Genomic DNA, 22,375 nt, shown 5'->3' with positions numbered 1-22,375 from the left:
CCCTTTCTCTTCACGGAGCCAATATCATGCGGATCGCTCTTCCCCTGCTGCCCCTTCTCCTGCTCGCCGGTTGCGGTGGCGGGGACGCGGGCTCCGGCAACAGCGGCGCGCCCGCGCAGAAGGTCGCGGCGGTGGCGGCGCCGGCCGGCACCAACTGGGCCGAGACGGTGTCGGTGACGCCGGAGGGCGGCTATCGCATGGGCAACCCGGATGCGCCGATCAAGCTGGTCGAATATGGCTCGCGCACCTGCCCGACCTGCGGCCAGTTCGGGCGCGACTCGGTGCCGGCGCTGGCGGACACCTATGTCGCGAGCGGCAAGGTCTCCTACGAGTTCCGCGACTTTGCGGTCCACGGCGCACCGGATCTTGCCGCCGGGCTGCTCGGCCGCTGCGGCGGGACGGGGCCGTTCTTCCCGATCCTCGACCAGATGTACGCCAATCAGAATGCGGTGCTGGACAAGCTCCAGGCGCTGCCGGAAAGCTTCCAGGCGCAGGTGCAGCAGATGCCGCCGGCGCAGGCGGTGTCGCTGTGGGCGCAGCAACTGGGCTACATCGACTTCGTCAAGCAGCGCGGCATCCCCGAGGCGAAGGCGCGCCAGTGCCTGGCCGACCAGAAGGGGCTGGAGGCGCTCGTCAAGATCACCGAGGAAGCCGCCGACAAGGTGACGGGCACGCCCAGCTTCTTCCTGAACGACAACAAGCTGGACGCGGTGAACTGGACGCAGGTCGAGGCGGCGCTGCGCGACGCTGGCGCCTAATCCCCGTCTGACCGGGCGCGTGCGGCGATGCGGATCCGGCGGCTGCGCCTGTCCGGCTTCAAGAGCTTCGTCGACGCGTCCGACCTGGTGATCGAGGCGGGGCTGACCGGCGTGGTCGGCCCCAACGGCTGCGGCAAATCGAACCTCCTGGAAGCACTGCGCTGGACCATGGGCGAGAATAGCGCCCGGTCGATGCGCGGTGCGGCGATGGAGGACGTGATCTTCGCCGGCACCGCCACCCGCCCGCCGCGCGACTTCGCCGAAGTGTCGATCCTCGCCGACGAGGTCGGGCCCGAGGGCGAAGAGGTGGAGGTGGTGCGCCGGATCGAGCGCGGCGCCGGCTCCGCCTATCGTATCAACGGGCGCGACGTGCGCGCCAAGGATGTGGCGCTGCTGTTCGCGGACGCCGCGACCGGCGCGCATTCGCCCGCACTGGTCAGCCAGAACCGGATCAGCGCCGTCATCTCCGCCAAGCCCGCCGAGCGGCGGGCGATGCTGGAAGAAGCGGCGGGGATCGCCGGGCTGCATGTGCGCCGACGCGATGCCGAGAACCGCCTGCGCGCGACCGAGACGAACCTGACGCGGCTGGCCGAGGTGCTGGCCGACCAGGACGGGCGAATCGCGCAGCTCAGGCGGCAGGCGCGGCAGGCGGAACGCTATCGCGAATTGTCGGGCCGGATCCGGGTGGCGGAGGCGCGGCTGATCTTTGCGCGCTGGCGCGATGCGGCGGCGGCCGCGGATGCGGCGCGGGCCGAGTCGAAAGACGCGGACGCGCTGGTGGTGAGCCGTACGGCCGAACAGGCGGCGGCAGAGGCTGCGCAGGCCGCGGCCGTGGCGGCGCTCGCCACCCACCGCAGCAGTGCCCAGGCGGCGCGCGACGCGCTGTCGGAGGCGACGCACCGGCGCGAGGCGCTGGTGGCGCAGCGCGGGGCTGCCGAACGCCGGTTGGGTGAACTGGAGGCGGCGATCGCGCGCATCGCCGAGGATCGCGGGCGCGAGGGTGCGCTGGCCAGCGATGCGGCCGAGGCGCTGGCGCGACTTGCGGCCGAGAGCAAGGCGCTGGAGGCCGAGGCCGCGGCAGCCGATGCGGCGCTGCCGGAGCTGGCCGTGGCACTGGCGGGCGCGGAGCAGGCGAGTCGCGATGCCGAGGTGGCGCTTGCCCAGGCGCTGGCGCGGCAGGCGAGCGAGCTGGCCGACGTACGCGTCGCGCGCGCGGCGCTGCAGGCGGCGCAGGCGCGGCTGGAGCGCGCGACTCGCGACGAGCGGCGCATCGCGGCCGAACTGGCGGTGCTTGCCGATGCGGCGCCGCTCCATGCCGCGCGCGCGGCGGCAGCCGAGGCGCGGGACAAGGCGCTAGGCGGGATCGAGCAGGCGCGGGCGGCGCTGGCGGCGGCGGACGCGGAAGAGCGGGCGCAGGCCGGCCGGCGCGAGGCCGCACAGGCGGCGCGCGCGACGGCGTCGGCAGAGCTGGCGGCGCTCGATGGCGAAGCGGCGGCGCTGGAGCGCGCGCAGCGGCGCGGCGGGCGCGAGCGGCTGCTCGACCGGCTGGAGGTGGCACCGGGCTATGAGCGCGCGCTGGCGGCGGCGCTGGGCGACGATGTCGAGGCTGGGCTCGATGCGGCGGACGAGCGCTATTGGGGCGGGGCCGAGGCGACACGGGACGACCCGCCGCCGCCGCCGGGCGTGTCCCGGCTGTCGGGGCAGGTCGGGGCGCCTGACGTGCTGGCGCGGAGGCTCGGCCAAGTGTTCGTGTGCGAGGCCGACACCGGCACCGCACTGGCGGTGGGCCAGCGACTGGTGACGCTCGACGGGGCGCTCCGGCGCTGGGACGGATTCCGTGCGGTGGCGGGCGGCGGCGCGGCTGCGGCGGAGCGGCTGGAGCGCGCGAACCGCCTGCGGGTGATCGCGGCGGCGCGTCCGCAGGCTGCAGCGGCGGTGGAAGAGGCGGCGGCGGCGCTCACCGACGCGGAAGCAGCGATACGCGCGGCGAAGGCGCAGGCGGCCGACGCCCGGCGCAGCGTCGAGTCGCACGAAGCGGCGGCGCGCGAGGCGGCGCGCGCGGAGGACCGGGCGGCCGCAGCGATCGAGCGCGCCGAGTCGCAGCGCGCCGACCTTGCCGCGCGCCAGCGCCGGGCGGCGCTCGACCTGGAAGAGGCGGCGGGCGAAGCGACGCGGGCGGAAGCGGCGGTGGCGGCGCTGCCGGACGGCAGCGGAACCCAGACGGAGGTCGCTCGCCTGTCGGCCGAGGCGGAGGGGCGGCGCGGAGCGGTGGTCGATGCGCGCGCCGCGGCCGCGGAACGCGAGCGGGCGGCCACGGCGGCACGGGCGCGGATCACGGCGGCGGCGGTCGAGGCCAAGGGCTGGAAGCAGCGCGCAGGCGAGGCGGTGCGACGCATCGCCGACCTCGACAAGCGCGCCGCCGACAGCGCGCGCGAGCGCGACGCGATTGCCGGGCGGCCGGATGCGCTGTCGGTCGAGATCGATGCCGTAACGGCGGCCTTGCTGGGCGCGCGCGAGGCGGTGGATGCCGCCCAGCGCGAGGAACACGCCGCCGAACAGGCGCTGCGCGCGGCGGAGACGGCGCTGCGGGCGATCGGCGAGGCCTTGGCTGCGGCGCGCGAGGCACGCGCCGGGGCGGCGGCGCGCGCGGAGAATTACGACCAGCGGCGGGTGGAGACGGCACGGCTGTCGGGCGAACGCTTCGAATGCCCGCCGCCGTTGCTACCGGAGCGACTGGAGTTCGAGAGCGCCGACGTGGCAACGCCCGAGGCCGAAGCGGCGGCGCACGACCGGCTGACCGCGGAGCGCGAGCGCATCGGGCCGGTGAACCTGGTCGCGGATCGCGAGCTGGCGGAGCTGGACGCGGCGCGGGCGAGCGGCGACCGCGAGCGGGCCGAGCTGGAGCTGGCGGTGAATCGCCTGCGCGGGTCGATCGGCATCCTCAATCGCGAGGGGCGGCAGCGGCTGCTCGCGGCCTTTCATGCGGTCAACGAGCATTTCCAGCGGCTGTTCGGCACACTGTTCAACGGCGGCCAGGCGCATCTCGCGCTGGTCGATTCGGACGATCCGCTGGAGGCGGGGCTGGAGATCCTCGCGCAGCCGCCGGGCAAGCGGCTCCAGTCGCTGACGCTGCTGTCGGGCGGCGAGCAGGCGTTGACGGCGGTGGCGCTGATCTTCGGACTGTTCCTGACGAGCCCGGCGCCGATTTGCGTGCTGGACGAGGTCGACGCACCGCTGGACGATGCGAACATCGACCGGTTCTGCGACCTGCTCGAGCGGATGACGCAAGAGACCGAGACGCGCTACCTGATCGTCACCCACAACGCCGCGACGATGAGCCGGATGCACCGGCTGTTCGGGGTGACCATGGTCGAGCAGGGTGTGAGCCGGCTGGTGTCGGTCGACCTGCGCGGGGCCGAGACGTTGCTGGCGGCGGAGTAGCGGCATGACACGCTGGGCGTTCCCTGGATTGCTGATGGTCCCGGCCGCGGTCGTGGCCGCACCGCAGGGGCTGCCCGGGCATTATTATCTTTCGGGGATGACGGAGGTCGGATCGGAGCTGCTGCTGCGCGGCGACGGCCGCTACCGGTGGTTCATGGCCTATGGCGCGCTCGACCTGGCGGTGGAGGGCAGCTGGACGCGGTCGGGCGATACGCTGACGTTGGTGGCCGACCCGGGCATGCTGGCGGAGGACGGGATGGAGTCGATCTTTGCGCGGATGCAACTGCGGATCGAGAAGGACGGCGCGCTGGTGCCGACGGAGAATCTGCGCGGGGCGTATCGGAAGGCGGGGGTGTAGGGTTGGGCGGCCCGCAGCCGATCCGTTCGTGCTGAGTAGGGGCTGAGCTTGGCGTAGGCCGGTATCGAAGCACCGGTGGCGGTCCTTCGATACGCCATTTCGACTGCGCTCAATGGCTACTCAGGACGAACGGCTTAATCAGAAGTCGCTACGGTTTATGCGCTCCTGCGTGCGCAGGAGCACGGCACTCCAAGAGGATCAGTCCAGCCGCGCCTTGGCTATCCGTGTCATGCGGCAGGCGAGGTCGGCTTCGCCCGACGCGACGAGCCAGGCGTCCCCGGCGTCGACGATGCCGGTCGTGAACACCACCGGCTGGGGCAGATAGGCCTGGTGCGCGAAGGGGGCGATGAGGTCGGGCGCGGCTTCCAGCACCGGCACTGCTTCGTCGCGCTCCAGGATGCGGGTGGGATCGTCGCCGTCGAGCAGCGCGCGATAGGTACGGTAGACGCCGACTGCGCCCTGCTTCTCGACGCCGTGGTAGAGCAGCATCCAGCCGCGGGCCGTGCGCACCGGCGGGGTGCCGCCGCCGAGCTTGGAGGCCGCGGCGGCCTTCAGCGGCCGGATCGCAAAGTCGGCGACCGGGCGCCAGTGCAGCATGTCGGGCGAGGTGGCGAGGTTGATCGACGGGCCGCCGGCATCGGCGTCGTCGGGCGGCATCGCGAACCAGGCGTCCGACAGCGGGCGGGTGAGGGCGAGGTGGCGATCGCCGACCGTCCCCTCGAACGGGATCATGTCCTTGTTGCCGTGGTCGAGCACCATTCCGCAGGAGCGCCAGTCGAGCCCGTCGGCGGAATCATACATGGCGGTGCAGAGCCGCCCGCCCGACACCGCACACACCGTCATCCACCAGCGGTCCCCGATGCGGACGATGCGCGGGTCCTCGATGCCATATTCGCCGTGGCGCGCGTCGGGCTCGATCGCGCGGTCGTAGTGGACGGCGACGATGCGCTCTCCTTCCGGGTCGAGCTCGACGGGCAGCAGCCACGACAGCGATGTCAGCCCCAGGAAGGGATAGGCACCGCCCGACAGCACGAAGAAGCGCGGGTCGGCCACGTCGGCACCCGCGGCGTCAAAGGCGTCGAGCCGGTAGCCGGCGGGCGTCCAGCGGATCGAGCGGACGTGGCCGTCGCGGATCGGCTCGGCCAGCGCCTCGGCCACCCGCACCATCAGCAGCAGATTGCCGTTGGCGAGGCGGGTGAGGCCGGGGTTGAAGGCGCCGAGCACGAACGTCGGCTCGGCGATGCCGCGGCGAAGGGGCGAGCGGGAAAGGTCGACGTCGTCGGGGGCGAAGACGATCCGGTCGTCCGCCATGGTTCAGCTCGCCTGGAACCGGGTGTGGTGGCGGATCACTTCCTCGATGATGAAGCGCAGGAACTTCTCGGAGAATTCGGGATCGAGGTCGGCATCGCGGGCAAGCGCGCGCAGCCGGGCGATCTGGCGTTCCTCGCGGCCGGGATCGGCGGGGGGAAGGTCCTTTTCCGCCTTGTAGCGGCCGACCGCCTGGGTGACCTTGAAGCGCTCCGCCAGCATGAACACCAGGGCGGCGTCGATGTTGTCGATGCTCTGGCGATAGCGGGCCAGCGTGTCGTCGGTCATCCCAGTCCTTCCCTCGGGCGCGTGCGGGCGCTTTTCGCGTCGCTTTCCGGGTTACGCAAGCCCGCCGGCCTTGCGTTCGCCCCGCGTTGCAGCCACATCGGCGTGGCATGAGTGCCACCGTACACCGCCTCACCCCGACCGGTCGCGTGAAGGACCCGTCGCTCGATCCGATGATGACGCTCGTCGCCGAGGACATGGCGGCCGTCAACGCGGTGATCGTCGATCGCATGCATTCCAAGATTCCGCTGATCCCGGAACTGGCCGGCCACCTGATCTCGGGCGGCGGCAAGCGGATGCGCCCGATGCTGACGCTCGCGAGCGCGCAGCTGCTGGGCTATCACGGCACGCGCCACCACCTGCTCGCAGCGGCGGTGGAGTTCATCCACACCGCGACGCTGCTCCACGACGACGTGGTCGACGGATCGGACCTGCGTCGGGGCAAGCGCACCGCCAACATCATCTGGGGTAATCCGGCGAGCGTGCTGGTTGGCGACTTCCTGTTCAGCCGCTCGTTCGAGCTGATGGTCGAGGCGGACAGCCTCGCCGCGCTCAAGATCCTGTCGAACGCCTCGGCGGTGATCGCGGAGGGCGAGGTCAACCAGCTGACCGCCGTGCGCCGCGTCGACCTGCACGAGGACCGCTACCTCGACATCATCGGCGCGAAGACCGCCGCGCTGTTTGCCGCGGCTTGCCGCATCGCGGGCGTGGTCGCGGACCGGCCGCAGGCGGAGGAACTGGCGCTCGACGCCTATGGCCGCAACCTGGGCATCGCCTTCCAGCTGGTGGATGATGCGATCGACTATGTCTCGGACGCGTCGACCATGGGCAAGGACGCGGGGGACGACTTCCGCGAGGGCAAGATGACGCTGCCGGTGATCCTGGCCTATGCGCGCGGGGACGAGGCGGCGCGCGGCTTCTGGCGGGATGCGGTGTCGGGCAGGCGCGCGACCGACGCCGACTTCGCCCATGCGGTGGAGCTGGTGCGCAGCAGCCGGGCGGTGGAGGACACCATGGCGCGGGCGCGGCACTATGGGCAGCGGGCGATCGAGTCGCTGGCGCCGTTCGCCGACGGTGCTGCCAAGGACACGATGGTCGAGGCCGTCGAGTTTGCGGTCGCCCGGGCGTACTAACTTGTACCCCGGCGGAGGCCGGGGCCCAGGTGGGATAGCGGCCGATGCAGGCGCTTCATCCGCCGAGCCTTCTCAACCGGAACCCGGCCTCCGCCGGGGTACGGTTCGGAGGGGGGAGGAAGCGGCCCTTACGCCGCCCGCTTCTCCAGCGCCGCCGCGGCTTCTTCCATCAGCGTGGCGATGATCTCGGCGACCGGTTCCTCGGTCTTGACCATGCCGACCGACTGGCCGGCCATCACGCTGCCATGCTCGACGTCGCCGTCGATCACCGCACGACGCAGCGCGCCCGCCCAGTAATGCTCGATCTGGAGCTGCGCCTCGGCCATTGCCAACGCGCCCTCGTCGAGCGACTGGGCGACTTCGCGCTGCTTGGCTGTGAACAGCTCCGAGCCGGCGTTCTTGAGCGCGCGCACCGGGATCACCGGCAGGCGCGGGTCGATCTGGACGCTGGCGACCGCGTCACGGGCCGAGGCGCGGAAGAACGCCTTCTTGAAATTGGGGTGCGCGATCGACTCGGTCGCGCAGGCGAAGCGCGTGCCAAGCTGGACGCCGGCGGCGCCCATGTCGAGATAGCCGGCGATCGCCTCGCCGCGGCCGATGCCGCCGGCGACGAATACCGGGACCTGTTCGGCGATCTCGGGTAGCATTTCCTGCGCGAGCACGCTGGTGGAGACCGGGCCGATGTGGCCGCCGGCCTCCATCCCCTCGATCACCAGCGCGTCGACGCCGGAGCGGATCAGCTTTTTCGCAAGCGCGAGTGCGGGCGCAAAGCAGATCACCTTGGCGCCCGACGCCCTGATCGCGTCGAGGCTGCCAGCCGGCGGAAGCCCGCCCGCGAGCACGACATGGCCGACCTGGTGCTTTGCGCACACCGCGATCAGCTCCATCAGCTGCGGGTGCATGGTGATGAGGTTGACGCCGAACGGCTTGGCCGTCAGCGCCTTGGTGGCGGCGATCTCGGCGTCGAGCAGCTCGGGGGTCATCGCGCCGCACGCGATCACGCCGAAGCCGCCGGCGTTGGAGATGGCGGCAACGAGGTTGCGCTCGGACACCCAGGACATGGCGCCGCACAGGATCGCGGTCTCGGTGCCGAGGAAGGCGGCGCCGCGGGCCATGCGGCGGGCAAGGCGCTCGGCGCCGACGGAGGAAGTGGTAGTCATTTCGCGCCCCTAGCGTAGCGCGCGAGGTTGAGCAAAGGAGACGAGACGATGCGGCAGGCGATCGGCGAGATAGAGGTGCCCACGCGGGGGCCGGGGCTGGTGGAGGTGACGCGCGACGTATGCGCCTGGGTGACCGAACACGCGATCACGACCGGGCTCTTGACGCTGTTCTGTCGCCACACCTCGGCGTCGCTGCTGGTGCAGGAGAATGCGGCGCCGGAGGTACGCGACGATCTCCTGGCCTATTTCAGCCGCATCGCGCCGGAGGATCGCACCGCCTATGTGCACGACGACGAGGGGCCGGACGACATGCCCGCGCATCTGCGGACGGCGCTGACGGGAGTGCAGCTGTCGATTCCCGTGGCGAATGGCCGTCCGGTGCTCGGCACCTGGCAGGGGATCTATCTGTTCGAGCACCGCCGCGCGCCCCACCGGCGGCGGATCGCGCTGCACCTGCTGGGGGAGTAGCGCCGCCGCCCGATCAGGCGGCGGTATCCTCCGCGTCGAGGCCATAGGCGGTGTGGAGCACGCGCACCGCCAGCTCGGTATAGTCTTCCTCGATCAGCACGCTGACCTTGATCTCCGAGGTGGTGATCGCCTGCACGTTGATGCCGCGGTCGCCCAGCGTCTTGAACATGGTGGAGGCAACGCCTGCATGGCTGCGCATGCCGACGCCGACGACCGAGATCTTGGCAACGCGGGTGTCGTGGACCAGCCGGTCGTAGCCGATCTTGCCCTTTTCGCGGTCCAGTACATCGAGCACGCGGGGAAGCTCGGCCTGGTTAATCGTGAAGGTGACGTCGGTCGAGCCCGTCGAATGCGCCACGTTCTGCACGATCATGTCGACGTTGATGCCGGTGTCGGCGAGCGGGCCGAAGATGGCCGCCACCGCGCCCGGGCGATCGGGCACCTCGGTGAGCGTGATCTTGGCCTCGTTCTTGTCGTGCGCGATGCCGGTAATGAGTTGGCGTTCCATCTCGTCCACTTCCTCTTCGCCCACGATCATCGTGCCCGGTTCCGCCGCCGCATCCGCATCGGCGAAGGACGACAGCACCTGGACGCGGACCCCTTCCTTCATCGCGAGCCCGACCGAGCGCGTCTGCAGCACCTTGGCGCCGACGCTGGCGAGCTCCAGCATTTCTTCGTACGTCACCCGCTTCAATTTGCGTGCCCGGGGCACGATGCGCGGATCGGTGGTGTAGACGCCGTCGACGTCGGTGTAGATGTCGCAGCGGTCCGCCTTCATCGCGGCCGCCACCGCGACCGCCGAGGTGTCCGATCCGCCCCGGCCGAGCGTCGTCACGCGGCCATTGTCGGCCAGCCCCTGGAAGCCCGGGATCACCGCGACCTCGCCACCGGCCGTGGCGGCGAGCAGCGCCTGGGTGTCGATCTCGCCGATGCGGGCGGAGGCATGGGCGTCTGAGGTGTGGATCGGCAGCTGCCAGCCGAGCCAGCTGCGCGCCGGCACGCCGATCGCCTGGAGGGCGATGGCGAGCAGCCCGCTCGTCACCTGCTCGCCCGAGGCGACCACCACGTCATACTCGCGCGGGTCGTAGAGCGACGAGGCTTCGCGGCAGAAATTGACGAGCCGGTCGGTCTCGCCGGCCATGGCGGAGACGACGACGGCGACCTGGTTGCCGGCTTCCCACTCGCGTTTCACGCGCTGGGCGACGCTGCGGATGCGCTCGATCCCGGCCATGGAGGTGCCGCCGAACTTCATCACGATGCGTGCCATGTACCGAGCGCCTCACCCCCTTGGGAACGTCGGGTTGCGCTGATAGGGAGGCGTCATGGTTATGGCAAGCGACGCGGCGCCCGAAGCGCGGGCAGCGAACGGCAGCGTGGTGGCGGCGGAGGCCGCGCATTTCGGCAAGCTGGCTGCGGACTGGTGGAACCCGCACGGATCCTCGGCGATGCTCCACCGGCTGAACCCCGCGCGACTGGGCTTCCTGCGCCAGGCGATCGACGCGCATTGGGATGGCGACGGGCAGGGCTTCACGCCGCTCGCTGGCCGCACCGCGTTGGACGTGGGGTGCGGCGCGGGGCTGCTCGCCGAGCCGCTCGCGCGGCTGGGCGCGGCGGTGACCGGCGTCGATGCGGCGCCGGAGAACATCGGCGCGGCGCGGGCGCATGCCGAGGCGCAGGGGCTCGCCATCGACTATGTCGCGGGCGGCGTGGAAGCGGTGGCCGGGCGGCAGTTCGACTTGGTCACCTCGCTGGAGGTGATCGAGCACGTCGCCGATCCCGCTGCCTTTGTGGCTGGCCTCGCGAGGGCACTGGCGCCGGGCGGCCTGATGGTGGTCTCCACCCCTAACCGCACGCCGTTGTCGCGGCTGGCGATGATCACTTTGGCCGAGGGCGTCGGCGCGATCCCGCGCGGGACGCACGACTGGGACAAGTTCCTGACCCCGGACGAGCTCACCGCGCTGCTCCGGGCCGAAGGGCTGACGGTGGGCGAGGTGCGCGGGCTTTCCTTCTCGGCGTCGCGCGGGTTCACCATCTCCGACGACACGCGGCTCGATTATCTCGTGACAGCCTGGAGGGGCTGAGGCGGTGGCGGCGCTCGACCGCTTCGTCGACGCGCAGGGGGGCGTGTGGGCGCAGGCGCTCGCCGAGCTGAAGGCGGGGCGCAAGACCAGCCACTGGATGTGGTTCGTGTTCCCGCAGATCGCCGGGCTCGGCCGCAGCGAGACTGCGCGCTTCTATGCGATTTCGGATGTGACCGAGGTGCGAGCCTATCTCGCGCATCCGCTGCTGGGAGCCCGGCTGCGCGAAGCGGCGGCGGCGCTGCTCGCGCATCGCGGGCGATCGGCCGAGGCGATGCTGGGCGGGATCGATGCCGTGAAGCTGCGGTCGTCGATGACGCTGTTCGCAGCGGTGGCGCCGGAGGAGCTGGTGTTCGCGGCGGTGCTGGACGCCTTCTTCTCGGGCCAGCGCGATCCGGAGACGGTGCGCCGGATCGGCTGACGCGGCCGCGGGAACTTCGCGCGGCGCGATCCTTTGTTTGCGGGCAACGCGCCAAGGAGCCCCGCATGACCGACATTCGAGACGCCCACACCGAGGTCCTATCGCTTGCCGGCAGGCGGGTGGCGATCACCGGTGGCACCACCGGCATCGGCCGTGCGATCGCGGTGCTGCTCGCCTCGGAAGGCGCGCAGGTGTTCGTGTGCGGGCATGATTCGGACCATCTGGCCGATGCGCTCGCCCGCATCCGCGAGGTGGGCGAGGGCGACGGCGCGGTGCTCGACTTGGCGGAGCCGGACCATGCCCGCGGCTTCCTGGAGATCGCGCGCGAGCGGCTGGGCGGGCTGGACGCCGTGGTGCTGAACGCCGCCGTCGCCGCGTCCGGCATATCGGAGACGAGCGAGGCGGAGCTGCGGCACGCGATCGCGCTCAACTTCACCGCCTATCTGCTGGGCTCTCACGCCGCGGCCGAACTCCTGGAAGGCGAGGGCGACCTGGTACTGGTAGGGTCGATGAGCGCGCATGTGCTCGGCCCGGGCTCGACCATCTACGCCGGGATCAAGGCGGGCATCGCCGGCTTTTCCGAGGCGCTGCGGCGCGAGCTGGGACCGAAGGGGATCCGGGTCGGGCTGGTGGAGCCGGGTAAGACCGGGTCCGACATGCAGCTGCCCGACGTGCCGGTCGAAAAGCAGCGCGAGCAGATCCGCGAGGAGACGATGCTGCGGGCGGAGGACATCGCGGTGGGCGTCCACTATATGCTCACCCAGCCGCGCCGCACCGTGGTGCAGCAGGTGGTGATCACACCGCGGGCGCAGGCGGCCGAATGAACTTCGACGTCGACCGGCTGGTCTTCACCCCCGACGACGTCGACCTTTCGCGGTCGCCGCTCGCGGGGCATCTCGACGCCGAAACCTATGTGCTGGGTGCGTTCAATCCGGGGCTGACCCGGCTGCCGGGCGGCAACCTGCTGATGATGGTTCGGGTGGCCGAGGCGCTGCGCAAGCCGATCCGCGGGGGCAAGGTCCATGCGATCCGCTGGGAAGGCGAGGAGGGGAGCGCCGGCCGCTATGTGCTCGACGGCTGGCCGCTCGAGCATGCGGACACCGCCGATCCGCGCAAGTTCCTGCTCCAGGGCAACAAGTGGCGGGTGATGGCGCTGACCTCGCTGTCGTGGCTGTTGCCGGTCGAACTCTCGCCCGACGGGCTGGAGGTGGTCGCCGTGCATTACGACCGGGCGGTGGCGCCGCAGGGCAGCTGGCAATGCTATGGCGTGGAGGATGCGCGGATCAGCCGCGTCGATGATCGCTACTGGATGACGACCTGCTCGGTCAGCCCGGAGCGGCATTCGACCACGCTGTACAGCTCGGACAACGGGCTCGACTGGCGGTTCGAGGACATGGTGCTCGACCACCAGAACAAGGACATGCTGATCTTCGAAGGGCAGGTCGGCGGCCGCTACTGGGCGCAGACCCGGCCGCTGGGCGATCTGTATTTCGCCTATCCGCCGGATAGCGAGTGGCGCGCTGGGCCGTCGATCAATCTCGCCACCTCGCCCGACCTGCTGCACTGGAAGCCGTGCCGCAAACCGGGAATCCGCCCGCATGCCGCGACGGTCGCCACCGCGCGCATGGGCGGCGGCACCCCGCCGATCCGCACCGAGCGCGGCTGGCTGAGCCTGTGGCACGGGGTGGAGCCGCACGAGATCGTCGGCATCTATCGCACCTATTGGACGATCCTGGACGCCGACGATCCGAGCCGCACCGTCGCCACCCAGCACCCGCCGCTGCTGGAGGCGAACCCGGCGCTCACCCGGCCGCTGGAGGACCAGATGTACGTGCGCGATGTGGTGTTCACCACCGGCATCGCGGAGCACGGCGACGTCTATGTGGTCGCGTCCGGAGAGGCGGATCTGGCGTGTCGAATCACGCATATCCCGAAGTCCGTCTTTGCCTGACACGGCTGCTCAAAAAACTGCTTTAGTGAAGTAGGACACCGCGCTAGCATCCTCTCCTCGGGGTGAGGGGAATGAGAATGCTGGAGCTACGCAACGTCAGCCACGTCTATGGCAACGGGACGCGCGCGCTGGATGACGTGAGCCTGTCGGTACCGACCGGCATGTTCGGGCTGCTGGGGCCGAATGGTGCTGGCAAGTCGACGCTGATGCGGACCGTCGCCACGCTCCAGACGCCGACCAGCGGCAGCATCACCTTTGGCGACATCGACGTGATCGCCGAGCCGGAGCGGCTGCGCGAGACGCTGGGCTATCTGCCGCAGGACTTCGGCGTCTATCCGCGCGTGTCGGCTTACGACATGCTCGACCATATGGCGGTGCTGAAGGGCATTGCGTCGGCCGCGGACCGGAAGGCGACGGTCGAGACGCTGCTCAACCAGGTGAATCTCTGGAACGTCCGCAAGAAGGCGATTGCGGGCTTTTCGGGCGGCATGCGCCAGCGCTTCGGCATCGCCCAGGCGCTGATCGGCAACCCCCGCCTCATCATCGTCGACGAGCCGACCGCCGGCCTCGACCCGGAGGAGCGCAACCGCTTCCTCAACCTGCTTGCCGAGATCGGCGAGAACGTCGTGGTGATCCTCTCCACCCACATCGTCGAGGACGTGGCGGATCTCTGCCCGCGCATGGCGGTGCTGGCGGGCGGCAAGATCCGGCTGGAAGGCGCGCCCCTCGAATTGATCGAGCAGGCGCGTGGCACCGTCTGGGCCAAGGCGATCCGGCGCGAGGAGCTGGCAGAGGTTCGGGAGCGCTACGAACTCATCTCCACCCGCCTGTTCGCCGGGCGGACCATCGTCCACATCCTGTCCGAGGTCGATCCCGGCAACGGCTTCGAGCCGGTGCGCGGCGGACTGGAGGACGTGTATTTCGCGACCCTGGCGCGCACCCGCCGTCCCGTCGACACCGCCGCCGCTGTCGCGGCCTGAGGGGAGGGCGCCCATGTTTCGGAAGATCGCGGGGTTCGAACTCCGCTACCAGTTCGGCAGCCCGGTGTTCTGGGTCGTCGCGGCACTCTTCTTTCTGCTGACCTTCGGGTCGGTCGCGAGCGAGAACATCCAGATCGGCGCGGGCGGCAACGTCCACGCCAACAGCCCCTTTGCCATCGTCCAGGTCCACGCGATCTTTTCGCTGTTCTTCATGTTCGTGACGACCGCGTTCGTCGCGAACGTGGTGGTGCGCGACGATGAGTCGGGCTTCGGCCCGATGGTGCGCACGACGCGCGTCACCCGGTTCCAGTATCTGATGGGGCGCTTCACCGGCGCCTTCCTGGCCGCAGCGGTGGCGTTCCTGGCGATTCCGCTGGCGATCTGGGTCGGATCGCTGATGCCCTGGATCGATCCGGAGCGACTGGGGCCGACGATCCCCGGCGCCTTCGCCTGGGCTTATTTCGTGGTGGCGCTGCCGAACCTGTTCCTCACCGCGGCGATCTTCTTTGCGGTGGCGACGGTCACGCGATCGATGATGGGCAGCTATGTCGGCGTGATCGTCTTCCTGGTGCTCTATGCCGTGATGAGCACCATGATCGGGCAGCAGCCCGAGTGGCGGCAGGTCGCGGCCTATGTCGAGCCCTTCGGCGTCGCCGCGATCAGCAACGCGACCCGCTATTTCACCGCGGCGGAGCGGAATGCGATCCTGCCGCCGCTGGACGGTGCGCTGCTTGCCAACCGGCTGATCTGGATCGGCGTCGCGCTGGCGGCGCTGGGCTTCGCCGTGGGGCGGTTCCGCTTTGCCGAGCGCGGCATCTCCAAGCGCCGCCTGCGCAAGCAGGCACGCCGCGAGGCGAAGCTGGGCCAGACTGCGCCGCGGCTGGTCGATCGGCTGCCCGCGCCCCAGCCGGACGGGGCGACCTGGGCGCGCCTCCTCACCCGTTGTCGCTTCGAGATGGCGCAGGTGTTCCGCAGCCCCGCATTCCTGGTGCTGCTGGTCGTCGGCCTTTTCAACACGGTCGGCGCGCTGCTGTTCGCGGGCGAGATCTACGGCACGCCGGCGCGACCGCTCACCTTCGCGCTGATCGAGACGCTGACCGGCGGCTTCGGGCTGATCCCGATCATCATCGCCATCTATTATGCGGGCGAGCTGGTCTGGCGCGACCGCGACCGCAAGATCCACGAGATCATCGACGCGACCCCGCTGCCCAACTGGGCCTATATGGTGCCCAAGGCGCTGGCGGTGACGGGGGTGCTGTTCACCACCCTGCTGGCGGCGGCGGTGGCGGCGATCCTGGTGCAGCTGATCCGCGGCGGCGGCGAGGTGTCGCTCGGCGAATATTGGCGCTGGTACCTGCTGCCGCAGACGGTGGACATGGTGCTGCTGGCGATCCTGTCGGTGTTCGTCCAGGCGCTCAGCCCGAACAAATACGTCGGCTGGGCGATCATGGTCGTCTACATCGTGGCCACGCTGACGCTCAGCAATCTGGGCTACGAGCATCCGCTCTATCTCTATGGCGGCGGGCCGACGCCGCAGCTGTCCGACATGAATGGCGACCAGATCGGCGGTGCCGCCGCATGGTGGGTGCGCCTCTATTGGGGGGCCGCGGCGGTGATCCTGGCGACGCTTGCCCATCTGCTGTGGCGGCGCGGGACCGAAACCCGGCTGCTGCCGCGGTTGCGGCGGGTGCCTGCGCGCCTGCGCGGCGTGCCGGGAGTCATCATCGGCGTTGCGCTGGTGGCGTTCGTGGGGGTCGGTGCCTTCATCTTCTACAACACCAACGTCCTCAACCCATACCGCACCCGCGATGCCAACGAGCAGCGGATGGCGGAGTATGAGAAGAAGTACCTGCGCTACGAGAACGTCGTGCAGCCTTCGCTTACCGACGTTCGGCTGGCGATCGACCTGCACCCGTCCGAGCGGCGGATGACGGTCGACGGCGTCTATCGCTTCGTCAACGACACCGGCCTCCCGCTGGATACGCTGCACGTGCGGCTGCCCGACGCGGACACCAAGCTTGCCTCAGTAACGGTTCCAGGCGCCAAACTCGCCAGCAACGACGCGGAGTTCCAGTACCGGCTCTACCACTTCGACCGGCCACTCGCGCCGGGCGCCACCGGCACGCTGCAGTTCCGCACGGAACGATCGCAGCGGGGCTTCCGCGCCACCGGCGAGGATACGCGGCTGGTGGCCAATGGCAGCTTCCTCAACAACTTCGACTTCGCGCCGCAGCTGGGGATGAACCGGGCAGGGCTGTTGACCGATCGGGTGACCCGCCGCCGCTACGGCCTGCCGTCGGAGCTGCGCATGGCCAAGCTGGAGGACGTGTCCGCCCGCCAGCGCAACTATCTGGCCAATGCCGATTGGGTGAATTCGGACATCACCGTCACCACCGATGCGCCCCAGGTGCCGATCGCACCCGGCCGGCGGGTATCCGACGTGACAAAGGGCGGGCGGCGGACCGCGCACTTCGTCTCGACGGCGCCGATCCTGGCCTTCTTCTCGGTCCAGTCCGCCGACTATGCGGTGCGGCGGGACCGGCAGGGGCCGGTGCAGCTGGAGGTCTATTACCAGCCGAACCACGGCTTCAACGTCGACCGGATGCTCCAGGCGATGAAGCTGTCGCTCGGCTATTACGACAAGGCGTTCGGGCCCTATCAGTTCACCTATGCCCGCATCATCGAGTTCCCGGGCTATGACAGCTTCGCCCAGGCGTTCGCGGGGACGGTGCCTTATTCGGAGAAGATCGGCTTCATCGCCGATACTCGTGATCCGGACGAGATCGACTATGTCACCTATGTCACCGCGCACGAGCTGGGCCACCAATATTGGGCGCACCAGCTGATCAGCGCGGACCAGCAGGGCGGCACCGTGCTGGTGGAGACCATGGCGCAATATTCGGCCCTGATGGTGATGAAGCACCTGTACGGCGAGGATAAGATCCGCCGCTTCCTGAAGTACGAGCTCGACAATTATCTGCGCTCGCGCGGCAGCGAGGCGATCGAGGAACTGCCGCTCGATCGGGTCGAGAACCAGGGGTACATCCATTACCGCAAGGGCGCGGTGGTGCTGTACCTGTTGCAGGACCGGCTGGGCGAGGAGCGGGTGAACGCGATGCTGCGCACGCTGCTCGACCGCCACCGGTTCAAGGGTGCGCCCTATGCCAACTCGATGGAGCTGGTCGACGGCTTCCGCGGACTGGCGCGCAATGCGGGCGAGCGGCAGCTGGTGGACGACCTGTTCGACCGCATCACCCTCTATGACCTCAAGCTCAAGGAGGCCAAGACCCGCAAGCTGCCCGATGGACGCTATGAGACGGTGCTGACGATCGAGGGCGGCAAGGCCTATGCCGATGGCCGAGGCAAGGAGACGCAGGCGGCGCTGGACGACCAGATCGACGTGGGGCTGTTCACCGCGCGTCCGGGGCTGGGATCGTTCGATCGCGGCGACGTGCTGGTGATGGAGCGGCGGCCGGTCCGCAGCGGCGTGCAGCAGCTGCGGCTGGTGACGGCGAAGCGACCGGCGTTCGCCGGGGTCGACCCGTACAACAAGTACATCGACCGCAACAGCGACGACAATGTCGGGGCGGTGGAGTAGGGCGGGTACGCCGGGGGGCGCTCCCCCGGCGGAGCGCCTGAAAAAAATTGACAATTGCGCGGGTTTGGGATAGGCGCCACGCCTTTCCTGCTCCGTGCATTATTTGAGGAAGCGACCATGGCGCGCGTCACCGTCGAGGATTGCGTCGACAAGATCCCCAACCGGTTCGACCTGGTGCTGATGGCAGCCCAGCGTGCGCGCCAGATTTCCGGCGGTGCCGAGCTGACGCTCGAGCGCGACCGCGACAAGAACCCGGTGGTCGCCCTGCGCGAGATCGCCGAGGAGACGGTTCGGCCGGACCACCTCAAGGAAGCGGTCATCACCAGCATGCAGAAGGTGCAGATCGACGACGAGGAAGCGCCCGACGAGATCGGTTCGCTGTCGGCATCGGCCGAGGCGCTGCGTCTCACCGCGGCCGCTCCGCCGCGCAACCAGAACGTCGGCGGCGACTACGAGGGCTGATCCCTCCACGTCGAAGGCCTGAAGAAGGGCGGCTCCGCTGGGGCCGCCCTTTCTTTTTGCGCGGAAGAGGGGTGCGTCCTCCCGCAGCTCCTGCGGCATGTGCTCCTGCGCAGGCAGGAGCCTAGAGCCAGGAGGGGCAGCGCCCGTCACCCTGGGCTCCTGCCTGCGCAGGAGCACGCGTTCTCCCTGCGCCCACCGCGCGCAAAAAAAGGCCGGTACGTTTCCGTACCGGCCCGAGGTCGTCCGCAGGAGGAACGTCGGGGGCGGCGGGGCCGTGCCCGCCGCCGATCTCAGTAGTTGTAGGCGCGCTCGCCATGCTCGCCGAGGTCGAGGCCCTCGATCTCGACTTCGGGGCTGACGCGGCCGCCGGTCACTGCCTTGGCGATGAAGAAGGCGATGGTGGTGCCGATCGCGGCCCAGGCGATGGTGACGACCACCGCGAGCAGCTGCACGCCGAGCTTGGCGCCCATGTCATAGTCGGCAGCACCCGGGCCGCCGAGCGACGGCGCGTAGACGATGGCGGTGCCGATCGCGCCGACCATGCCGCCCACCCCGTGAATGCCGAAGGCGTCTAGCGAGTCGTCGTAGCCGAGCTTGGGCTTCAGGAAGGTCACCGCGAAGTAGCAGACGATCGAGGCGACCGCGCCCAGCACGATGGCGCCGAACGGGCCCGAGTTGCCCGCCGCCGGCGTCACCGCGACCAGGCCGGCGATGATGCCCGAGCAGAAGCCCAGCGCCGATCCCTTGTGCCCCGAGAAGCGCTCCGCCAGCATCCAGAACAGGCCGGCCGAGGCGGTGGCGACGAAGGTGTTGATCATCGCAAGAGCCGCCGAGCCATTTGCCTCCAGCGCCGAGCCGGCGTTGAAGCCGAACCAGCCCACCCAGAGGAGGCCGGTGCCGACCATCGTCAGCGTCAGGCTATGCGGGGCCATGCGCTCGGTCGGATAGCCGATGCGCTTGCCGAGCAGGATCGCCAGCACCAGCGCCGAGACGCCGGCGTTGATGTGCACCACAGTGCCGCCCGCGAAGTCCAGCGCGCCCATGTCGAAGAACCAGCCGCCTGCCGCCCACACCATGTGCGCGATCGGCAGATAGACGATGGTGAGCCACACCAGCGCGAACAGCATGACGGCGGAGAACTTGATCCGCTCGACCACCGAACCCAGCACCAGCGCGATGGTGATCGCGGCAAAGGTCATCTGGAAGCAGATGAACACATATTCGGGGATCTCGACGCCGGCCGTGAAGGTCGCCGCCTGCGACGCGGGCGTGACCCCGGCCAGGAAGGCCTTGCCGAAGCCGGCGATGAACTTGCTCGGCAGCGCGCTCTCCGGCCCGAAGGCGAGGCTGTAGCCGTAGATCACCCAGATCAGCATCGCCAGGCAGGCGACGGCGCCGATCTGCGTCATCACCGACAGCATGTTCTTGGCGCGGGCGAGGCCGCCGTAGAACAGCGCCAGGCCGGGCAGGATCATCGCCAGCACCAGCACGGTCGAGATCATCATCCAGGCGGTGTCGCCCTTGTCGACGGTGGCGGCAGGCGCGGCGGCCGCCGGTGCCTGCAGGGCCGCGTCCTGCGCCCAGGCGGGCAGCGCGGCAAACAGAGTCGTGCCCGCGGCGATCGCCAGGCCAGTCGGAAGCTTCATGATGTCCCCCTTCATCACAGCGCAGTCTCGTCGGTCTCGCCGGTGCGGATGCGGACCGCCTGGCCGACGTCGAGTACGAAGATCTTGCCGTCGCCGATCGCGCCGGTGTTGGCCGAGGCCTGCACCGCCTCGACGACCCGCGGCGCGACGTCGGACGCGCACACGATCTCGATCTTGATCTTGGGCACCATGTTGGTGCTGTACTCGGCGCCCCGGTAGATTTCGGTCTGGCCTTTCTGGCGGCCGAAGCCCTTGACCTCGGTGACGGTCATGCCCGCCACTCCGACTTCGGTCAGCGCCTCCCGCACGTCATCGAGCTTGAACGGCTTGATGATGGCGATGACGAGTTTCATATCGCGCCCCCTCGCTATGGTCCCGAGGGGAGACGTAGCAAGCAGCGTGCCAGTTGTGGTTGGGGCAGGGGGCGCGAGCGGTCAGGAGCGGATCGACATCTCACTCCTCCCCGTTTGCCTCGAGTAGCCGTAGAGCTTGTCGAGACGGCGTATCGAGAGGCGGTTGCGGTGGCTCTCTCGATACGGGCTCTCGACAAGCTCGATCCCTACTCGAGACAAACGGGGTGGGAAGCGGGATTAGGCCTCGGGGGGGATGTGGCCCACGCCGGGCTGAGATGCGAGGCAAGTGCGACGCAGCTTTAGGCAGCTGCCCAAAAATCAGGCAGTGGGGCGCGTCATTCCGGACGTTCGACGATCGCGCGGGCTTCGGCGAGATCTTCGTCGTCGACCATCACCCGCGTCGGGATCAGCAGCCAGCTGCCGTCGGCGATGCTCGCCTCGCCGTCGAAGGCGACGGCGGGAATGCCTTCGCTCTCCAGCCGCCCGACCAGGATCTGCGCCTCGATCCGGGCGAAGCGGCCGAGTTCGACAAGAGCCATCAGGCGGCGGTGCCGCCGACCGTCAGCCCCTCGACCAGCAGGGTGGGCTGGCCGACGCCGGCGGGCACGCTCTGTCCGCCCTTGCCGCACATGCCGACGCCCTCGTCGAGCGCGAAGTCGTTGCCGATGCCGGTCACTTTGGTGAGCACGGTCGGGCCGTCGCCGATCAGCGTCGCGCCCTTGATCGGGGCGCCGAGCTTGCCGTTTTCGATCCGGTAGGCCTCGGTGCAGGAGAAGACGAACTTGCCCGAGACGATGTCGACCTGGCCGCCGCCGAACGACTTGGCGAAGATCCCCTTCTTCACCCGCGACAGCAGCTCGGCCGGATCGTCGCGCCCGCCGCGCATGAACGTGTTGGTCATGCGGGGCATGGGGGCATGGGCGAAGCTCTCGCGCCGCCCGTTGCCGGTCGGGGCGACGCCCATCAGCCGGGCATTCAGGCGATCGTGGATATAGCCCTTGAGGATGCCGTCCTCGATCAGGATGTTCTCCTGGGTCGGCGTGCCCTCGTCGTCGATCGACAGCGAGCCGCGGCGGCTGGCGATCGAGCCGTCGTCGACCACCGTCACGCCGGGGGCTGCCACGCGCTCGCCGATGCGGCCGGAAAAGGCGCTGGTGCCCTTGCGGTTGAAGTCGCCTTCCAGGCCGTGGCCGATCGCCTCGTGCAGCAGCACGCCGGGCCAGCCCGGCCCGAGCAGCACGGTCATCTCGCCGGCCGGTGCATCGACCGCGTCGAGGTTGACCAGCGCCTGGGCGAGCGCGGTGTCGATCGCGCGGTTCCACGTCTCGGGCAGGAACAGGTCGTCGTAGAGATAGCGGCCGCCGATGCCGAAGCTGCCGGTCTCGCGCCGGCCGTTCTGCTCGACCACCAGCGAGACGTTGAGGCGTACCAGCGGACGCACGTCGGTGGCGACGAAGCCGTCCGGGCGGACGATTTCGACCACGCTCCACGAGCCGCTGAGGCTGACGCTCGCCTGGACGACCCGCGGATCGCGGGCGCGCGCGGCGGCGTCGATCGTCTGGCACAGGTTCACCTTGTCGGCGAACGGCACCAGATCGAGCGGGTCTGCCTCGGTATAGAGGTGGCGGTTGTTGCCGCGCGGCGGCGGCGCCTTGGCACCCTTGCTCGGATCGATCAGCGCCATGGTCTCGCCAGCGCGCAGGATCGCGGCCTCGCTGATCTCGTTGGCGTGGGCGAAGGCGGTGGTTTCGCCCGACACGCCGCGCAGGCCGAAGCCGGAGGCGGTGTCGTAGCTCGCCGTCTTCAGCCGGCCGTCGTCGAAGCCGAATGCCTCTGCCCGGCGATATTGCAGGTAGAGCTCCCCATCATCGGCCTGCGCGAGCGTGCGCGCGGCGAGACGGGTGGCAGCGGCGGGGTCGAAGCCGTCGCGGTAGAGGAAAGCGCGGGGATCGGAGGCGGTCATGCCCTCCGATAT

At 69.8% G+C, this 22,375-nt stretch carries 20 protein-coding genes; 12 read left to right on the top strand and 8 right to left on the bottom strand.

Features of this window, described 5'->3' with window-relative positions:
* Positions 1-26 precede the first annotated feature (26 nt).
* The 3 genes from EDF69_RS02275 to EDF69_RS02265 are packed head-to-tail and all read left to right on the top strand — an operon-like array spanning position 27 to position 4,557.
* A complete protein-coding gene (locus EDF69_RS02275; protein WP_132882935.1) occupies positions 27-758 on the top strand; it encodes a thioredoxin domain-containing protein in 732 nt (243 codons plus the stop codon).
* Between the two features lie 27 nt (positions 759-785).
* Positions 786-4,199 (top strand): chromosome segregation SMC family protein, encoded by a 3,414-nt coding sequence (locus tag EDF69_RS02270; protein ID WP_132882934.1) that lies wholly within the window; start codon positions 786-788, stop codon positions 4,197-4,199.
* Between the two features lie 4 nt (positions 4,200-4,203).
* Entirely contained in the window at positions 4,204-4,557 is a 354-nt protein-coding gene (locus EDF69_RS02265) for a hypothetical protein (protein WP_132882933.1), read from the top strand.
* A gap of 198 nt (positions 4,558-4,755) precedes the next feature.
* Here the strand turns inward: EDF69_RS02265 and EDF69_RS02260 are convergent, their stop codons facing one another.
* Positions 4,756-5,868, bottom strand: coding sequence for a glycoside hydrolase family 130 protein (locus tag EDF69_RS02260; protein ID WP_132882932.1), 1,113 nt, complete (start codon positions 5,866-5,868; stop codon positions 4,756-4,758).
* A 3-nt stretch (positions 5,869-5,871) separates the two neighbouring features.
* Entirely contained in the window at positions 5,872-6,153 is a 282-nt protein-coding gene (locus EDF69_RS02255; protein ID WP_125960230.1) for a chorismate mutase, read from the bottom strand.
* 107 nt (positions 6,154-6,260) lie between these two features.
* On the opposite strand from EDF69_RS02255, the gene EDF69_RS02250 reads away from it, so the two are divergent.
* Complete coding sequence (locus EDF69_RS02250; protein ID WP_132882931.1) at positions 6,261-7,283, top strand: polyprenyl synthetase family protein; 1,023 nt, start codon at positions 6,261-6,263, stop codon at positions 7,281-7,283.
* Positions 7,284-7,411: 128 nt separating this feature from the next.
* On the opposite strand, the gene EDF69_RS02245 is transcribed toward EDF69_RS02250, so the two are convergent.
* On the bottom strand, positions 7,412-8,443 hold the full coding sequence (locus EDF69_RS02245; protein ID WP_204991290.1) for an NAD(P)H-dependent flavin oxidoreductase: 1,032 nt from the start codon (positions 8,441-8,443) through the stop codon (positions 7,412-7,414).
* 48 nt (positions 8,444-8,491) lie between these two features.
* On the opposite strand from EDF69_RS02245, the gene EDF69_RS02240 reads away from it, so the two are divergent.
* A complete protein-coding gene (locus EDF69_RS02240; RefSeq protein WP_132882930.1) occupies positions 8,492-8,911 on the top strand; it encodes a secondary thiamine-phosphate synthase enzyme YjbQ in 420 nt (139 codons plus the stop codon).
* Between the two features lie 13 nt (positions 8,912-8,924).
* Here the strand turns inward: EDF69_RS02240 and EDF69_RS02235 are convergent, their stop codons facing one another.
* Positions 8,925-10,178: an aspartate kinase gene (locus tag EDF69_RS02235; RefSeq protein ID WP_125960234.1), complete on the bottom strand. Its 1,254-nt coding sequence runs from the start codon at positions 10,176-10,178 to the stop codon at positions 8,925-8,927.
* A 61-nt stretch (positions 10,179-10,239) separates the two neighbouring features.
* Here EDF69_RS02235 and ubiG point away from each other — a divergent pair, with 61 nt between their 5' ends.
* The 7 genes from ubiG (at position 10,240) to rpoZ (ending at position 18,401) form a co-directional block, all read left to right on the top strand.
* The gene (ubiG, locus tag EDF69_RS02230) at positions 10,240-10,992 is read left to right on the top strand and encodes a bifunctional 2-polyprenyl-6-hydroxyphenol methylase/3-demethylubiquinol 3-O-methyltransferase UbiG (RefSeq protein ID WP_132883004.1); all 753 of its coding nucleotides are present in this window, start codon (positions 10,240-10,242) and stop codon (positions 10,990-10,992) included.
* Positions 10,993-10,996: 4 nt separating this feature from the next.
* Positions 10,997-11,410, top strand: coding sequence for a DUF1810 family protein (locus EDF69_RS02225; protein ID WP_132882929.1), 414 nt, complete (start codon positions 10,997-10,999; stop codon positions 11,408-11,410).
* 65 nt (positions 11,411-11,475) lie between these two features.
* Positions 11,476-12,234: an SDR family oxidoreductase gene (locus EDF69_RS02220; protein WP_132882928.1), complete on the top strand. Its 759-nt coding sequence runs from the start codon at positions 11,476-11,478 to the stop codon at positions 12,232-12,234.
* A complete protein-coding gene (locus EDF69_RS02215) occupies positions 12,231-13,361 on the top strand; it encodes a glycoside hydrolase family 130 protein (protein ID WP_132882927.1) in 1,131 nt (376 codons plus the stop codon). Before EDF69_RS02220 ends, EDF69_RS02215 begins: the two co-directional genes overlap by 4 nt.
* A gap of 77 nt (positions 13,362-13,438) precedes the next feature.
* On the top strand, positions 13,439-14,341 hold the full coding sequence (locus EDF69_RS02210; RefSeq protein WP_132882926.1) for an ABC transporter ATP-binding protein: 903 nt from the start codon (positions 13,439-13,441) through the stop codon (positions 14,339-14,341).
* 13 nt (positions 14,342-14,354) lie between these two features.
* Positions 14,355-17,939, top strand: coding sequence for an ABC transporter permease/M1 family aminopeptidase (locus tag EDF69_RS02205; protein ID WP_132882925.1), 3,585 nt, complete (start codon positions 14,355-14,357; stop codon positions 17,937-17,939).
* 117 nt (positions 17,940-18,056) lie between these two features.
* Entirely contained in the window at positions 18,057-18,401 is a 345-nt protein-coding gene (gene rpoZ, locus EDF69_RS02200) for a DNA-directed RNA polymerase subunit omega (RefSeq protein ID WP_132882924.1), read from the top strand.
* A gap of 290 nt (positions 18,402-18,691) precedes the next feature.
* Here the strand turns inward: rpoZ and EDF69_RS02195 are convergent, their stop codons facing one another.
* The 4 genes from EDF69_RS02195 to tldD form a co-directional block, all read right to left on the bottom strand.
* Entirely contained in the window at positions 18,692-20,047 is a 1,356-nt protein-coding gene (locus EDF69_RS02195; protein ID WP_132882923.1) for an ammonium transporter, read from the bottom strand.
* A 14-nt stretch (positions 20,048-20,061) separates the two neighbouring features.
* Positions 20,062-20,400 (bottom strand): P-II family nitrogen regulator, encoded by a 339-nt coding sequence (locus EDF69_RS02190; protein ID WP_125960242.1) that lies wholly within the window; start codon positions 20,398-20,400, stop codon positions 20,062-20,064.
* A 335-nt stretch (positions 20,401-20,735) separates the two neighbouring features.
* Positions 20,736-20,939 (bottom strand): putative signal transducing protein, encoded by a 204-nt coding sequence (locus tag EDF69_RS02185; protein ID WP_132882922.1) that lies wholly within the window; start codon positions 20,937-20,939, stop codon positions 20,736-20,738.
* A complete protein-coding gene (gene tldD / locus EDF69_RS02180) occupies positions 20,939-22,363 on the bottom strand; it encodes a metalloprotease TldD (RefSeq protein WP_132882921.1) in 1,425 nt (474 codons plus the stop codon). The genes EDF69_RS02185 and tldD overlap by 1 nt, the downstream gene beginning before the upstream one ends.
* Positions 22,364-22,375: the final 12 nt, after the last annotated feature.

Source organism: Sphingomonas sp. JUb134, assembly GCF_004341505.2.
Taxonomy (GTDB): Bacteria; Pseudomonadota; Alphaproteobacteria; order Sphingomonadales; family Sphingomonadaceae; genus Sphingomonas.
The sequence above is the reverse complement of the archived record's forward strand: the minus strand, read 5'-3'. Positions and strand labels throughout refer to the sequence as shown.